The sequence below is a fragment of the Streptosporangium longisporum genome (genome assembly GCF_039534895.1).
Lineage (GTDB): Bacteria > Actinomycetota > Actinomycetes > Streptosporangiales > Streptosporangiaceae > Streptosporangium > Streptosporangium longisporum.
This window is the reverse complement of sequence record NZ_BAAAWD010000017.1, coordinates 93,913-108,837: the sequence shown is the minus strand read 5'-3', so window position 1 is coordinate 108,837 and position 14,925 is coordinate 93,913. Positions and strand designations below refer to the sequence as shown.

The 14,925-nt window shown below is 74.0% G+C and carries 12 protein-coding genes; 5 read left to right on the top strand and 7 right to left on the bottom strand.

Annotated features, from left to right (window positions below; all coding sequences use genetic code 11):
* Nucleotides 1-132: 132 nt before the first annotated feature.
* A complete protein-coding gene (locus ABD832_RS31340; protein ID WP_344902468.1) occupies nucleotides 133-801 on the bottom strand; it encodes a LysR substrate-binding domain-containing protein in 669 nt (222 codons plus the stop codon).
* Between the two features lie 6 nt (nucleotides 802-807).
* On the opposite strand from ABD832_RS31340, the gene ABD832_RS31335 reads away from it, so the two are divergent.
* The gene (locus ABD832_RS31335; protein WP_344902465.1) at nucleotides 808-1,191 is read left to right on the top strand and encodes a YybH family protein; all 384 of its coding nucleotides are present in this window, start codon (nucleotides 808-810) and stop codon (nucleotides 1,189-1,191) included.
* 46 nt (nucleotides 1,192-1,237) lie between these two features.
* On the opposite strand, the gene ABD832_RS31330 is transcribed toward ABD832_RS31335, so the two are convergent.
* Nucleotides 1,238-3,298 (bottom strand): S9 family peptidase, encoded by a 2,061-nt coding sequence (locus tag ABD832_RS31330; RefSeq protein WP_344902462.1) that lies wholly within the window; start codon nucleotides 3,296-3,298, stop codon nucleotides 1,238-1,240.
* Between the two features lie 118 nt (nucleotides 3,299-3,416).
* On the opposite strand from ABD832_RS31330, the gene mshB reads away from it, so the two are divergent.
* From mshB to ABD832_RS31310, 4 genes are all read left to right on the top strand, one after another.
* A complete protein-coding gene (gene mshB, locus ABD832_RS31325; RefSeq protein ID WP_344902692.1) occupies nucleotides 3,417-4,424 on the top strand; it encodes an N-acetyl-1-D-myo-inositol-2-amino-2-deoxy-alpha-D-glucopyranoside deacetylase in 1,008 nt (335 codons plus the stop codon).
* Between the two features lie 14 nt (nucleotides 4,425-4,438).
* Nucleotides 4,439-4,966 (top strand): DUF6113 family protein, encoded by a 528-nt coding sequence (locus ABD832_RS31320; RefSeq protein ID WP_344902689.1) that lies wholly within the window; start codon nucleotides 4,439-4,441, stop codon nucleotides 4,964-4,966.
* Nucleotides 4,967-5,044: 78 nt separating this feature from the next.
* Nucleotides 5,045-5,488 carry a hypothetical protein gene (locus ABD832_RS31315; RefSeq protein WP_344902459.1) on the top strand — a complete coding sequence of 148 codons (444 nt, stop codon included), beginning with the start codon at nucleotides 5,045-5,047 and terminating at the stop codon, nucleotides 5,486-5,488.
* Nucleotides 5,489-5,546: 58 nt separating this feature from the next.
* Complete coding sequence (locus tag ABD832_RS31310) at nucleotides 5,547-6,791, top strand: MBL fold metallo-hydrolase (protein WP_344902456.1); 1,245 nt, start codon at nucleotides 5,547-5,549, stop codon at nucleotides 6,789-6,791.
* Here the strand turns inward: ABD832_RS31310 and ABD832_RS31305 are convergent.
* The 5 genes from ABD832_RS31305 to ABD832_RS31285 form a co-directional block, all read right to left on the bottom strand.
* The gene (locus tag ABD832_RS31305; RefSeq protein ID WP_344902453.1) at nucleotides 6,683-9,499 is read right to left on the bottom strand and encodes a penicillin acylase family protein; all 2,817 of its coding nucleotides are present in this window, start codon (nucleotides 9,497-9,499) and stop codon (nucleotides 6,683-6,685) included. The genes ABD832_RS31310 and ABD832_RS31305 overlap by 109 nt on opposite strands.
* Nucleotides 9,500-9,772: 273 nt before the next feature.
* Nucleotides 9,773-10,711 carry an aldose 1-epimerase family protein gene (locus ABD832_RS31300; RefSeq protein WP_344902450.1) on the bottom strand — a complete coding sequence of 313 codons (939 nt, stop codon included), beginning with the start codon at nucleotides 10,709-10,711 and terminating at the stop codon, nucleotides 9,773-9,775.
* A gap of 118 nt (nucleotides 10,712-10,829) precedes the next feature.
* On the bottom strand, nucleotides 10,830-11,306 hold the full coding sequence (locus ABD832_RS31295; protein ID WP_344902447.1) for a GNAT family N-acetyltransferase: 477 nt from the start codon (nucleotides 11,304-11,306) through the stop codon (nucleotides 10,830-10,832).
* Between the two features lie 234 nt (nucleotides 11,307-11,540).
* A complete protein-coding gene (gene cysS, locus ABD832_RS31290) occupies nucleotides 11,541-12,920 on the bottom strand; it encodes a cysteine--tRNA ligase (RefSeq protein ID WP_344902444.1) in 1,380 nt (459 codons plus the stop codon).
* A gap of 154 nt (nucleotides 12,921-13,074) precedes the next feature.
* Nucleotides 13,075-14,916 carry a sigma factor-like helix-turn-helix DNA-binding protein gene (locus ABD832_RS31285; protein ID WP_344902441.1) on the bottom strand — a complete coding sequence of 614 codons (1,842 nt, stop codon included), beginning with the start codon at nucleotides 14,914-14,916 and terminating at the stop codon, nucleotides 13,075-13,077.
* Between the last annotated feature and the right edge of the window lie 9 nt (nucleotides 14,917-14,925).

Below are 14,925 nucleotides of genomic sequence, written 5' to 3'. Positions count from 1 at the left end.
CACTGAGCGGGCACTGAGCGGTCACTGAGCGGGCACCGGGCGGGCTTTCAGCAGGCGCCGGACGGACACCGGGCGGGCGCCCCGGGTCCGTCCGGCAGGCCGGGGCTGGAGACCGGGGCGAGGGGGGCCGCGTCAGGGGCCGAGGAGACGTCGTGCCCGCTCCACCAGGGTCCGGGCGGCGGGGCTCATCGGCCCCTCGCCCCGCCAGGCGAAGGCCAGGCTGCCGCGCAGACCGGGCCGCTCGGAGAGGGCCATTACGTCGGGGAGGCCGGCCCCGCCGGAGAGATCAGGCCCGTCGGGGTGACCGGGCCGGCCGGAGGTGCCGGGCCGGCCGGAGGTGCCGGGCCGGCCGGGAGTGCCGGGGAGGGCGGGACGGCCGGGCGGGTGGATCGTCAGCGCGTTCAGGTCCCGCCGCTCCGCGACGGTGGACGCGGGCACGATCGCGACGCCCAGCCCCCGCGCGGCCAGCTCCGCCAGCATCTCCGGGCTGCCGGCCTCGAAGGCGATCCGCGGGGAGAAGCCCGCGGCCGCGCAGGCGTCGTCCAGGATCGCCCTGATGCCGGTGCCCCGGGGGAGGCTGATCAGCACCCGGTCGCGCAGGTCGTCCAGCGCGATCTCCGTCCTCCGCGCCAGCTCGTCGTCGTGGCCGACGGCCGCGACGATCGGCTCCTCGGTGAGGACGCGGAGTCCGAGGCCCTCCGGCGGGGTGCCGCCGAACGCGATGATCGCCGCGTCCAGCCGGCCGCCGCGCAGCGCCTCGACGAGCCGTTCGGAGTCGTCCTCGGTGAGGGTGATCTCCACCGCGGGATGGTCCCGGTGGAACCCGGCCAGCAGCGTGGCCAGGTCGGCGCCGCCGCCGAGCCCGAGGACCTGGCCCGGCTGTTCGCAGAGCGGGCCGACGCCGGCGACGTCGAGGGACTCGTCGCGCTGTACGAACCCGACGCCGTGGTCGCCTACCCGCCCGGGTCGCGGACCGCCGGCCACGAGGCGATCCGCGCGGTGTACGAGCAGATGCTCCGGCACGTGCCGGCCTTCGAGGTGGAGGAGCCGCTGCCGACCGTCCGCAACGGCGACCTCGCCCTCACCTCGACGCGGCCGTCCGACGGCACCGGCGGCCGGGTCCAGGTCGCGCGGCGGCAGGCGGACGGGACCTGGCTGCGCGTCATCGACCGTCCCGAGACCCGGGGCTGACCCCGGCGCCGCGGACACCCGGACGCCCGGGTGCCCGCGGGGTGCTCTAGCCGAGCGCCTTCTTCAGGAAGTCGACCTGGAGCAGCAGCAGGTTCTCGGCCACGACCTCCTGGGGGGTCATGTGGGTGACGCCCGAGAGCGGCAGCACGGTGTGCGGGCGGCCCGCCGCCAGCAGGGCGGAGGAGAGCCGCAGGGTGTGCGCGGCGACCACGTTGTCGTCGGCCAGGCCGTGGATCAGCAGCAGCGGGCGGTCCAGCTTCTCGGCGTCGCCGAACAGCGACGAGGAGTCGTAGTGCCCCTCGTCCGGGTGGCCCAGGTAGCGCTCGGTGTAGCAGGTGTCGTACAGCCGCCAGTCGGTCACCGGGGCCCCGGCGACGGCCGCGTGGAACACGTCGGGGCGGCGGAGCACGGCCAGCGCGGCCAGGTAGCCGCCGAAGGACCAGCCCCGGATGCCGACCCGCGACAGGTCCAGGTCGTCGGGGAACCGCGCGGCGGCGCCGTGCAGGGCGTCGATCTGGTCCTCCAGCACCGGCCCGGCCAGGTCGTGCAGGACGGCCCGCTCGAACTCCGGGCCCCGGCCCGGGGTGCCGCGGCCGTCCGCCACGACCACCGCGAACCCCTGGTCGGCGAACCACTGGCTGGTCAGGTGCGCTCCGGACGCGGCCAGCACGCGCTGGGCGTGCGGGCCGCCGTACGGGTCCATCAGGACCGGGAGCCGGGCCGAGCCGGGCACGTGGCCGGCGGGCAGGAGCACGGCGGTGGACAGCTCGCGCTCGCCCGTCCTGATCAGGGAGACCCGCAGGTCCAGGCCGGGACGGTCGGCGTGCGAGGCGATGTGGCCGCGGGGCGTGCCGTTGTGCAGGACGCGGGTGGCCGAGCCCTCGCCGGTCAGGGTCTGGCCGGTGAGCACCAGGGTGCCGCCCGCGGTGTGACCGCTGTAGACGCCGCTCTCGGCCGGGCTGACGAGCGTGATCCGGCCGTTGCGGTAGGCCCACACGGCGATCTCGGTGGGCTCGCCGCTGGCCCGGAAGAGCACGGTCTCGCCGTCGACGTCGAGGATCTCGCGGACCTGAAGGGTGGGCGGCGTGACCGGCTCGTCGCCGACGATCAGGCGGTGACCGCCCTCGGAGTGGGCGGCCCAGACCAGGCGGCCGTCGGACAGGTGGCCCGGGACGCCGGTGACCACGTCGACCCAGGCGGGGTCGGTGTCCTCGCGCACCACGGTGGAGGTGCCGGTGGCCGGGTCGACGGCGAGCAGCCGCATCGTCCGCTGGTCGCGGGTCATGGTGACGATCCACAGGCCGTGGGCGTCCCAGACGGCGTTGACCAGGTACTCGTCGTCGAAGGGCACGGGGACGCGGGCCCCGGTCAGGGTGAGCACGAACAGCTCGACCGTGGCGTTGGCCGTCCCGGCCGAGGGGTAGCGCTGCTCGACGGCCGGGCGTGCCGGGTTGGCCGGGTCGGCGATGTACCACCGCTGCACCGGGGACTCGTCGGCCCGCTCGACCAGCACGGCGTCACCGGAGGGCGACCACCAGTACCCCCGCATCCGGTCCAGCTCCTCGGCGGCCACGAACTCGGCCAGGCCGTAGGTGACCTCCGGCGTCTCGGGACGGGCCAGCGCGTGGTCGACCCCGTCCCGCAGGTCCTGGATGTGGAACGCGCCGCCGGTGACGTAGCCGACGTGGGCGCCGGTGGGGGAGACGCGCGGGTCGATCACCGGCCCGGAGGTCTCCAGGTGGCGTACGCGCCCGCTCGCGAGGTCCGCCACGTACAGGCCGCCGGCGAGCGCGAACGCCGCGACGGTGACCGCGGCGTCGGTGCCGTACCCGACGATGCCCCCGGCCTGCTCCCTGCTCCGCTCGCGGCGCGCCCGCTCCTCGGGCGGCAGGTCCTCGTCGTCCCCGGCCAGGTCGCGCGGGTCGACGACGAGCCGCTCCTCCCCGCTGAGCACGTCGTACTCCCACAGGCAGGTCACGGGGTCGGAACCGCCCCGGGTCCGCAGGAAGACGACGCGGTCGCCGCCCGGGGCGATCGTGAACCCCCGGGGCGCCCCGAGGGTGAAGCGGCGGGTCCTGGCGTGCAGGCGAGGGAAGGTCTCACTCATACGAGCCATCTTGCCAGCTCCGTCCCGCCCGGCTCGTGCTCCCGCGGCGACGGCACCGACCGGATCCCGATATGTCGGGTGAAATCGGCGTCGGTACCCTCGACCCATGACGGAGCGGCTGACGGATCGGCGCCTGATGCTCGTGCACGCCCACCCGGACGACGAGACCATCGGCACCGGGGCGACCATGGCCAGGTACGCCGCCGAGGGGGTGCACGTCACGCTGGTGACCTGCACCCTCGGCGAGGAGGGGGAGGTCATCCCCGCGGAGCTGGCCCACCTGGCCGCCGACCGGGACGACGCCCTGGGCCCGTACCGGGTGGGGGAGCTCGCCGCGGCCTGCGCGGCGCTCGGCGTCACCGACCACAGGTTCCTGGGCGGGGCGGGCCGCTGGCGCGACTCCGGCATGATGGGCGTCGCCTCCAACGACCGGGCGAACGCCTTCTGGCGGGCCGACCTGGACGAGGCCGCGGGCGAGCTGGCCGCGATCATCCGCGAGGTCCGGCCGCAGGTCCTGGTCACCTACGACGAGAACGGCTTCTACGGCCACCCCGACCACATCCAGGCCCACCGCGTCTCCCGGCGCGCCGTCGAGCTGGCCGCAGACCCGGCGTTCGTCCCGGCGTTGGTTCCGGCCCTCGCCTCTGATGAGCCACCCGCCTCCGGGGAGAATCCCGTCTCCGGCGGTGGCGCGGCACCCGGGGAGGTCGCGGCACCCGGCGGGACGGGGCCGTGGCGGGTCGCCAAGTTTTACCACACCGCCGTTCCCCGGTCGGTGCTGTGCAGGAGCGCGGAGGCCCTGCGCGACAGCGACACGCCCTTCCTGGCCGAGCCGGTCGAGGACCTGCCGTTCGGCTGCGCGGACGAGGAGGTGACCACCGAGATCGACGCCCGCGCCCACCTCGGCCGGAAGATCGACGCGATGCGGGCGCACGCCACCCAGATCAGCGTGGTCCCGCCCTGGTACGCCCTGTCCAACGCCGTCGGCCAGGAGGTGCTGGGGATCGAGCACTTCGTCCTGGCCTCAGGCGTGCCGGGCCCCCCGGGAGCCGGAGCGCCCGTCGAGACGGGAGGGCTCGGCGAGCCGTACGACCGCGAGGACGACCTCTTCGCCGGTATCCACTAGCCTCGGTGCTTGTGATGGAGCAGGTGCCGGTGGTGCGCAGCCCCTCGGAGACGGTCGTCACCGTGGCGGCCTGCGCGGTGCTCGCCGTACTCGGGTTCCTGGTGGGCCTGCTCTGCGGTTTCCAGCACTCCTGGTCGGTCGGGGCCGTCCCCGTCTCCGCCCTCGGCTGCGTCGTCCTGCTGTTCGCGATCTCCTACGGGGCGGGCCGGATGGCGCGCGGCAAGTCGGTGTCCCTGGCGTTCGCGGCGGGCTGGACGCTGATCACCGTGATCTGGGCCGCCGGACGGCCCGAGGGCGACCTGGTCATCGCCGACGACGTGGCTGGCTACGTCTACCTCTACGGCGGCCTGATCGCGATCGCGGCCGGGGTGCTGCTGGCGCCGTCGGCCGGGGGCGGATCCTGGCTGCTCACCCAGCACGGGTACGGGCCCCGCCCGTCCGCCGCCCCCGGCGCGTCCACCCCGCCCGACCCCTCCGCCCCGCCCCTGCCGCCCCCTGCGCCGCCCGCACCCGCCCCGCCGGGCGCTCCCGCCGTCTCCTGAGCCGTCTCCTGGGCCGGGGAAGGGCTCCGTGGCGCGACGGCGCTACCGCGGGACATCCGGATGGCGCACAATCCCGATATGCGACGGTTCCACCGGGTACGGCGAACACTCAACTACATCAACCTGTCGACGCCCACGGGGCTGCTGGTGGCGCGCCTCGGCCGCGCCCGGCCGGCCCCGGGACCGGACGGGCTGATCCTCGCGTACGGCTATCGCTTCCGGTTCCCGATCGCCTCGGCCTTCACCGTGGGGAACGTGGTGCTGACCCGGCACGAGGAGGGGTACCTCACCGAGGCCCTGCTGCGGCACGAGGACCGGCACGCCTCCCAGTACATGCTCTGCGTGGGCCTGCCGATGCTCCCGCTCTACCTCCTCGCGGTGGTGGCCTCCATCCTGATCTGCGGGAACCAGGCGTCCTGGAACGTCTTCGAGCGGCTGGCGAACCTGGAGGACGGCAACTACGCCCGCAGATCGCCCTGGTGGTCCCGGGGTGTTCAGAGCGGATCCCCGCAAAAGGAATGAATCCCCGTGTGAGGGGATCAACAGGGGGTGAGCCGACGATGACCGAAGGGGGCCGCCCATGTCGCCGACATCCCACCCCGAGACCGCCTCACACGTCGCCGAGGAGCCCGTCCCCCCTGTCGTGCCGCGCCGGCGTTCCGGCTGGTCGGCCCGGTTCGCCGCGGGGACGGCACGCACCCGCCCGGCGCCCCCGCTGCGGCCGGCCCGGTCGCCCGCGCCGCAGCGGACCTGGCCGGGTGGCTTCAAGGACCGGCTGACCTCGCCGATCCCCACGTTCCGGGAACTGCTGGCGGTCGCCTGGCACGGCACGCTCCGGCCCGGCGTCGGGGACGCCGACCTCATCCCGGTCCACCGGGACGGGCTTCCCCGCCCGGCCGGGACCGACGCGGTCGTCACCTGGGTGGGACACGCGACGTACGTGGTGCAGATCGGCGGGCTGACCGTCCTGACCGACCCGGTGTGGGCGAGGAAGATCCCGGGCGTCCGCCCCCGCCTCACCCCGCCCGGCGTCGCCTGGGCGGACCTGCCCCGGATCGACGCCGTGGTGATCAGCCACAACCACTACGACCACCTGGACGCGCCGACCGTACGGCGGCTGCCGCGCGACACGCCCGTCCTGGTCCCGGCCGGGCTGCGGTCCTGGTTCACCAGGCGCGGGTTCCGCGACGTCACCGAGCTCGACTGGTGGGAGAGCGCCCGGATCGGCGGCGTCCGGTTCGACTTCGTCCCGTCCCACCACTGGAGCCGCCGGTCGGTCTGGGACACCTGCCGGACGCTCTGGGGCGGCTGGGTGATCGCCTGCGACGACCGGACGATCTACTTCGCCGGGGACACCGCCTACGGCGAGCGCTTCGCCCAGATCGGGGCCCGCTACCCGGACGGCATCGACCTGGCCCTGATGCCGGTGGGCGCGTTCGAGCCCCGCTGGTTCATGAAGGCCGCGCACGTCGACCCCGAGCAGGCCGTACGGGCGTGCGCGGACGTGGGCGCGCGCCGGATGGCGACCATGCACTGGGGGGACGTTCGTGCTGTCCGGCGAGCCGCTGCTGGCGCCGGTGCTGGAGGCCCGCGCGGCCTGGGAGGCGGCCGGGCGGGACCGCGCCGACCTGTGGGACCTGGCGATCGGCGAGTCCCGCGTGCTGACCCCCTGAGCCGCGGCGCCCGGGCACCCCCGGCGGGTGCCCGGGCCCGCCCTCAGGGGGTGAGGACCAGCGTGTGGACGGCCGCCTTCTTGATCGACTCCGCGCGGGAGAGCATCGGGACGGTCCGTCCGTCCGCCCACAGCGGGGCCTGGTCCCAGTAGTTGTCGTGGAAGGCGTGCCCGGAGGCGCCGGTCAGGTTGATCCAGCGGGACCCGTCCAGGTCCGCCAGGTCCACGACCATCCGCATGGACGGCAGCCAGCCCACCGTGTAGTCCTCCTGCACGTCCCAGCCTGCGGCGTTGACCGCGTCGTCACCGCCGGCCACCGGGAACGGCCCGCGGTTGAAGAGCCACTCGATCGGGCCGATCCCCGAGGTGCCGAAGGTCTGGTGGACGAGTTCCAGCGAGTGCAGGTCGCCCCAGCGCCAGTCCCCGGGGTCCGGGCCGAGCTCGGCGGTCAGCTCGTCGTAGGCCGCGGCCATCGCCCGGCGCAGCATGTCGTCGCGGGTCTCGGCGCGCGGGGTGGCCCGGTCGTCCCAGAACGCGTCGTCCGGCCGCTCCAGCATGGCCCGTACGACCTCGAACCAGCGGTCGCCGCCGTCGGGCCGGGCGCCCTCGGGCAGGTCGTCGTTGAAGGTCTCGATGAGCAGGTGGCGCCAGACGGCGTTGAAGTACATGGCCGGTGCCGAGCCCGCGCCCTGCGAGTGGTCCCACCCGCGCAGCAGCGCGAGGGCGTCCCGGGCGGGCCCGGCCACCTCGACGGCCGTCAGCCTGGGCACCAGGAAGCGGGCGAAGCCGTTGTGGTCGTCCTGCTGCAGCGCGCTCATCGCCGCGACGTCCACCTTGCCCTCCTTCACCGCCCGGCCCAGGCGGTCCAGGATGCGCCGGGAGCGGTACCCGTAGGCCCAGTCCCTGGTGAGGAGGTGCGGGTAGCGGTCCGGGTCGGCGACCGCGTTGTTCGCGGTGACGATGTAGCCCTCCGGCGGGTTGTAGACGCTGGGCAGCTCGGCGAAGGGGATCGTCGACCGCCAGGCGTACTCGCCGGTCCAGCCCGGAACCGGCCAGGTGCCGTCGCCGCGGGTCCGTACCGGGATGCGGCCGGGGGCCTGGTAGCCGATGTTGCCCGCGGTGTCGGCGTAGACCAGGTTCTGCGCGGGCACCTCGAACCCGCTCGCCGCCCTCCTGAACTGCTGCCAGTCCTGCGCGGTGTTCAACGCGAAGATCGAGTCGGCGGTCCTGCCCGGTTCCAGGGCGGTCCACTGGAGCGCGACCGCGTCGGCCTCCTGCCCGAGGACCGTGCCCATGCCGGGCAGCGTGCCCTCGGCGTCCTTCATGACGTCGGAGATGATCGGCCCGTGCATGGTGTCGCGCACCGTGAGCCGGATGTCGGCGCCACCCGCCACCTTGATCGTCTCGACCCTGGTGGCCATCGGCTTCCAGTCGCCCATGAACAGGTAGGAGTCCTCCCTGGTCCGCTCCAGGTAGAGGTCGGCCACGTCGGGGCCGAGGTTGGTGAAGCCCCAGGCGACCCTGTCGTTGTGGCCGATGATCACCCCCGGCACGCCGGAGAAGGTGAATCCGGTGACGTCGAACGGGCACTCGGCGTTCTTGATCCGGCAGTGCAGCCCGGCCTGGTACCAGACCGAGGGCATCCCCGCCGACAGGTGGGGGTCGTTGGCCAGCAGCGGCTTGCCGGACCTGGTGTGCCCACCGCCGACCACCCAGGAGTTGGAGCCGATGCCGGAGCCGCCCGAAGGGTCGCCCATCAGGCTCGGCACCGCGCGCACGGCCGCGGCCGCCCGGGCCAGCGCCCCGGCCTCCGTCACGTCCGGTGCCCGCCCGTCCGCAGGCTCGTCCGCAGGCCCGTCCGCAGGGTCGTCCGCCGGTTCGTCCGTCGTCCTGACGGGAGCCCCGGAGGAGGTCCCGGGGGTCCCGACGGGGGTCCCGGAGGTCCCGGCAGGGGTTCCGACGGGGGTCCTGGCGCCCGCGACCCGGCCGTCCGGTGGCGCGTCCGGCCGCAGGGTCGGTTCGGGGGCCCGCTCGGCCGGGCCCTGGGTCGGTTCCGGGGCCCGCTCGCCCGGCCGCCGGGGCGGCTCGGTGGTCCTGGCCCCGGGCTCGGCGTTCTGGTCGAACCCGCGCCCGCCGAGCGAGCCCCGGGTGACGATCGGCGGGTTGGTGCCGTACGGGTAGTCGGGCCAGAGCTGTTCCACCCGCCCGCGCGGCAGCCTGCTCGCCGCGAGCGCGCGGCCGATCTCGCTGCTCATGTTGGAACGCAGGTCCCAGGCCATGGCCTTGAGCCAGGCCAGCGAGTCGACCGGGGTCCACGGCTCGGGGCGGTAGTCCGGGCTGGTCGCCCGCAGCAGCACGTACTCCAGGCTCCGGTCGGCGAAGCCGCCGCTCTGCCGCATCCAGGCGTTCACCCCGGCCGCGTAGGCGTTCAGGTAGCGCCTGGTCCGCTCGTCGAGCAGGGGCAGCTCCTTCTCGGCCACCCGACGCCAGCCCATGGTCCGGATGACCCTGTCCTCGGTCAGCGTCGCCGCGCCGAACATCTCCGACAGCCGGCCGGCGGTCACGTGACGGCGGAAGTCCATCTCGAAGAAACGGTCCTGCGCGTGCACGTACCCCTGGGCCGTGAACAGGTCGTCGGGGGAGTCGGCGTAGATGTGCGGGATGCCGGTCCCGTCGCGGTACACGGTGACCTTGGCGGTGAGGCCGTCCACGGTGAGCTCACCACCGAGCTGCGGGAACGAGGCCCGCACGCCCCACACCCCGGCACCGGCGAGCGCCAGGCCCAGCACCAGCAGAACGGTGAGCACCCGCGCGGGCCACCTGAGCGCGCGGGGGAGCCGGGCATATGGGCGGAACCTCACGAAAACCTCCTAGACGGCATGGTCCCGCAAGTGTGGCACCACCCCCGCCGTCCCGGCATGATGATCATTGACGAAGATGCGGGCATGAGACGTTCGGCCGCCGGCCTGGTCGACACCCCGGCCGTCTCGAACGGCCGGTCCGGCGTCGTGGCCGACGGCGCCGTCCGCCACACCGTCGCCCTGGCCGGGCCGGGCCACGGGGATCGAGGCCCTCGGGCCGGACCCGGCCAGGAGCGCCCAGGAGGGCGCCGCGCGGGGTTCTCGCGGCGGCCGTCAGGCCGGGCCGATCCCCCAGCGGTGCACGGCACGGCCGCCGGGGGCCAGCCGGACGACGTCCTCACCGGTGGCGAAGGCGTTCGGCGGGCAGCTCATCGGCTCCACCGCCAGCCCCTGCCTGCGGTGCTCCTCGGGCAGGGTGTCACCGGTGTAGAGCTGGAGCCACTCGATCCCCTCGCCCGCCCAGAGCTGGACCCCGCCGGTCCCGTCGGTTCCGTCGCCGGAGGTCAGCCTGACCCGCACCAGCCCGTCGTCGCCGCGCTCCAGGTCGGTGAACGCGGTGTCGAGCTCGGTCCCGCCGATCGGGCGGGCGGTCCGGAAGTCGTACTCGGTCCCCTTGACGTCCTTGCGGCCGGTGGGGATCTTCCGCTCGTTCACCGCGATCCACTGGGCGGCGGGCAGCTCCAGCACGGCCTCGTCGAGGGGGACGGAGGTGCCCGGGGCACCGAGGGTCAGGTAGGGGTGGGCTCCGAAGCCGTACGGCGCGTCGGTGGCACCGACGTTCTCCGCCTCGATCTCCACCTCCAGCCCGGTGGCGCTCAGCGCGTACCGGATGGAGAGGTCCAGGATGTGCGGGTAGCCGAGCTGGGGGAACAGCCGCAGCCCCATCCGGATCGAGGACTCGTCACGGGACAGGACCCGCCAGGGGAACGTCCGGGAGAAGCCGTGGATCGCGTTGCCCGTCTTGGGCTCGCTCAGCGCGAGCTGCCGCTCCTCGCCGTCGAAGGTGTAGCGGCCGTCCTCGATCCTGTTCGGCCAGGGGATCAGGGGCAGCCCCGCCCCGCCGACCGGGGGCCGGTCGGCGGGGAAGTCGACGACGAGCGGCCTGCCGTCCTGGGTGAGGCTCCTGAGGCCGGCCCCGAGCTCGGTGATGACGGCCTCGAAGCCGTCGGCCGCGATGGTGTGCTGGGTCCCGGTGGGCGCGATATTCGTCACCCGGTCATTGAACACCCATCGATCACGGTCGTATCGCCGCCCCGTCCCATTACGGCACCGGCATCGGCCCGGGACCGTTCCGGGACCGCTCCAGGGCCGTTCCGGGCCCCCGCACCACCTACAGCACCGTCTCCAGGACCGTGGACTGCACCGCGAAACCGTTCTTCCGGTAGAAGCGGACGGCGCCCTCGTTGCTCGCGTAGGCCGTCACCCCGGCGTAGCGGGCGCCGTGCATGCGGGCCCACCGCCTGAACTCCTCCACGAGCCTGGTGCCGATCCCGCGGTCCCGGTAGGGCGGCTGGACGTACATGCTGCCCAGGGTCGCGACGGTGACCGGCCGCATCGGGGTGGGCTCGGACAGCGCGCCGGTCAGGTGGCCGACGATCCGGTCGCCGTCCTCGGCGACCATCACCAGCCGGCTCGGGTCCTCCAGCGCGTCGGCGAAACGGGCCCGGCCGTGCTCCTTCGGCCAGTTCACGTTCAGGGCGGGATCGCGGGTGCCCGCGTCCTCGGCGAACAGCGCCGAACTGCAGGCGACGATCTCGTCCAGATCCGCGATCGTGCCGGGTCGTACGGCGACGGTGCTCTCACTCATGGGCCGGACGCTACCGGTCGCGACCGACATTACGAGTGATCTGCTGCTTTCCCCCCTTCCGGGCGGGGCGACGCCCTTTCCGGGCCCGCGGTCCCGGGCCCGCGGTCCCGGGCCCGCGGTCCCGGGTTCCATGGTCCCGGGTTCCATGGTCCCGGGTTCCGCGGTTTCGGGTTTCCGGTCTCCGCGGTCCCGGTCTTCGCGGTCCCGGGACGGTCGTCCGGGACCGTCAGGCCGTCAGGCCCAGGTCTGGCCCTCCGGGGTGTCGGTGACCCGCACGCCGAGGGCGGCCAGCTCGTCGCGGAGCCGGTCGGAGGCGGCCCAGTCCCTGGCGTCGCGGGCCCGCGAGCGCTGCTCCAGCAGCTCGGCGGCGCCCGCAGGGAGGCTCCTGGTCCTGCCGATGTCGATGGACAGGTCCAGGGCGAGGATCTGGTCGAGGTGCAGGAACGCCTCGAAGCGGGAGCCGGGGGCCACCGACCCGTCGCGCTCCAGCTCGCGCAGGAGCCGCAGCGCCAGCGGGGTGTCGAGATCGTCGTCGAAGGCGGCCTCGATCCGGGAGACCTGGTCGGCGGGCATCGGGCCGCTCGGGGACTCCGACCACTGGGCCACCAGGCCGCGCCAGCGCCGCAGGGTCCTGTCGGCGGCCCGCAGGGTGTCCCAGGTGAGGTTCATCTGCTGGCGGTGACGGTGCTCCAGCAGCGCCAGCCGCACGGCCAGCGGGTCCAGCCCGGCCTCTGCCACGTCCTTGAGCAGGACCACGTTGCCGGTGGACTTCGACATCTTGCGCCCGTCGAAGAGCAGGTGCTCGCCGTGCACCCAGTGCCGTACCACCTCGTGCCCGGCGGTGGCGTCGGACTGGGCACGCTCGTCCTCGTGGTGCGGGAAGCGCAGGTCGATGCCGCCGGTGTGCACGTCGATGTGCTCGCCCAGGTAGCGCAGCGACATGGCCGAGCACTCGATGTGCCAGCCGGGGAAACCACGGCCCCACGGGGTCTCCCAGGTCGGCTCCCCCTCCGAGGGCTTCCACAGTGCCCAGTCGGCGTGGAACCGCTTGCGCGGGTCGACGCCCTCGATCCGGTGCGCGGGCCGCAGCTGGTCGAGCCGGTTGCCGGAGATCTCCCCGTACGTCGGGAAGGAGGTCGCGTCGAAGAAGACCGATCCGTCGGGCACCGCGTACGCGTGCCCCTTCTCGATCAGCTTGGCGATCATCTCGACCATCAGGTCGATGGTCTCGCTCGTCCGGGGCGAGTGGTCGGGCGGGCGGATGTTCAGCGCGGTCGTGTCCGCCAGGAAGGACGCCTCGTAGAACCGCGCGATCTCCAGAGGGCTGCGCCCCTCGGCCCGCGCCTGGGCGAGCACCTTGTCCTCGCCCGAGGAGTCGATCTCGGCGTCGTCCACCAGGTGACCGACGTCGGTGATGTTGCGGCAGGCCACCACCCGGACCCGCTGCCGCTCGCTGACCCGCCTGATCAGATCCGACAGCAGGTACGACCGGAGGTTGCCGACATGGGCCGACCTGTAGACGGTCGGGCCGCAGCTGTACATCCGCAGGGAACGGCTCCCCTCCGGCACGATCTGCTCGATCCGGCGATTCCGCGTGTCATACAGGCGCAACATGCGTCGAGCCTACGCGGCACCCCGACCCGGGCGCGGCCGTGCCTGGACCGAGGGGGCGGGATCGTGAGGTACGAGCGATTTCGCCTGACGAGGGAAGGCATGGCCGTGTGGCGCCCGGGTCCGCGTTCGCGGAGCGGACGCCATGAGCACGGCTTCACCCCTCGAGGAAGGTGAGGATGTCCCGGTCGCCGCGGTCGCGGAGGCGGGTGATGACCTCCTCGCGGGTGCAGCCGTCCGGCAGGCCGATGCGGGCGCCGATCAGGCGCAGGCCCTCGGCCTCGGAGGCCACCGGCGCGGTGTAGCCGATCAGGTGCAGTCCCCGGTTCAGGGCGGGCAGGGTCGGCGATGCGGCCGGCAGGTAGCGGGTCAGCAGCTCGCCGCCGTCGGAGACCGTCAGGAACACGTGGTCGCCCTCGGAGGCGTTGGCGGCGACCAGGACGGGCCGGATGGAGCCCATGGTCGGCTGGTTGTGCCAGCTGATCACCACGTCGCCCGAGGGGGTGGAGGCGGTCAGCTGGCCGCCGGGGGCCATGCCGAGGTGGGCGGCGAAACCGGTCGGCAGCGGGGATCCCGAGCCGCGCAGGTGCTCGGCGTTGACGTCCACCCGGTGCCACCAGCGCCCGTCGCGGCTGCGGAAGCAGCGCCGGGTCTCCGAGACGTCGCGGCGCGGCTGGTACTCGGCCTGCTCGGCCCCGGCCACCCGGATCCAGCCCCGCTGTGTGCGCTCGAAGCCGGGGCCGCCCGCGTACGCGCGGACCGAGCTCTCGCTCACGTCGTAGCGGCCTGTGAGGCTGGTGACGATCGTGTTGACCGAGGCCTCGCCGTTGGACCGTTCGATCTCCCTGACGATCATCTCCCGGATGCCCAGGTACTGCTCGCCGCCCCAGCGCGTCAGCCCGTACTTGTTCCGGTCGACCCGCAGGAACCGGTCGTCGGCGGTGAGCTGGTTGCGGATGCCGACGAGGCTGTAGTCCTCGCCGATGCGCTCCTGGATCTCCTCGGGGCTCAGCGGGGCGCCCGCCACCGCGAGCACCGCCTCGGCCTTGTCGTTCACGCTGCGCGGCCAGGGCACCACGTGGCCGTCCAGAACCCGCAGCTGCGGGACCGCGATGAGCCAGCGCTCGGCCACGTCCTCGCGGATGCCGAGCTGGCTGGCCAGCGTGACGGCCTCGTCCAGCGGGCGGGGCCCGTCGGTGAACAGCTGCCGGGTCTTCTCCCTGAGCTCGTCGGCGCCCCCGGCGACCAGCCAGCCGTCCACCTGCTCGTAGCCGGACAGCAGGGTGCGGACGAACCGCCAGGCGGGGATGCCCAGGGTGGCGAGGTCACTGCGGTGCCAGGGCACCGCCGCGGCCAGGTCGTCGGCGGGCACGGCCGAGCCCAGCCGTCCCCGCAGCCACGAGACGTGCCCGATCAGCGGTGCCGCGTCCTCCTTGGCGAGCCAGGCCTCGACGTGGTCGCGCAGATCGCGCTCGATCTGCCGGATGCGCTCCCGGGTGACCGAGAACCGCTGGGCCAGGTCGTCGAGCGTGGCCCGCTGGGAGGCGTACAGCCGGTCCCTGGCGATGGCCCGCTGCCGCTCGTCCAGGGTGGCGAAGACCTCGTCGATCAGCTCGGGCAGCGGACGGTCGGGCCGGGACGGGCGGATCCTGGCGACGCTCTCCTCGGTGACCGGTTCGAGCAACCGCTCCAGCACGCCGGTGAACAGCTTGTGCACGGTCTCGCGGCCGAGCCCCTCGGGGGTGCGGACGCTGGCGGCCGGGTCGGCGAACCTGAGCAGCGGAAGGACGTCGCCGAGCATCAGGTGGCCCCAGCAGGCCAGGGCGAGGTCGGTCAGGCGTCCGGCGACCTCGGAGGTCCCGATGGTGGAACAGGCCCGGTCGAGCGGAAGCGCCTGCCACCACGCCTCGGGGAGGCGGGGGTCGGTGGCGATCGGCGCTACCTGGCCGGGGGAGGTCCAGCGCAGGGGTGGCGCGATGTCGCTCAGGCTGAGGTTCATTGAGGTCCA

Coding starts and splice junctions, on each gene's coding strand:
- ABD832_RS31335 (WP_344902465.1), top strand. CDS start 808: ATGGTCCCGGTGGAACCCGGCCAGCAGCGTGGCCAGGTCGGCGCCGCC.
- ABD832_RS31330 (WP_344902462.1), bottom strand. CDS start 3,298: ATGAGTGAGACCTTCCCTCGCCTGCACGCCAGGACCCGCCGCTTCACC.
- ABD832_RS31320 (WP_344902689.1), top strand. CDS start 4,439: ATGGAGCAGGTGCCGGTGGTGCGCAGCCCCTCGGAGACGGTCGTCACC.
- ABD832_RS31315 (WP_344902459.1), top strand. CDS start 5,045: ATGCGACGGTTCCACCGGGTACGGCGAACACTCAACTACATCAACCTG.
- ABD832_RS31310 (WP_344902456.1), top strand. CDS start 5,547: ATGTCGCCGACATCCCACCCCGAGACCGCCTCACACGTCGCCGAGGAG.
- ABD832_RS31295 (WP_344902447.1), bottom strand. CDS start 11,306: ATGAGTGAGAGCACCGTCGCCGTACGACCCGGCACGATCGCGGATCTG.
- cysS (WP_344902444.1), bottom strand. CDS start 12,920: ATGTTGCGCCTGTATGACACGCGGAATCGCCGGATCGAGCAGATCGTG.
- ABD832_RS31285 (WP_344902441.1), bottom strand. CDS start 14,916: ATGAACCTCAGCCTGAGCGACATCGCGCCACCCCTGCGCTGGACCTCC.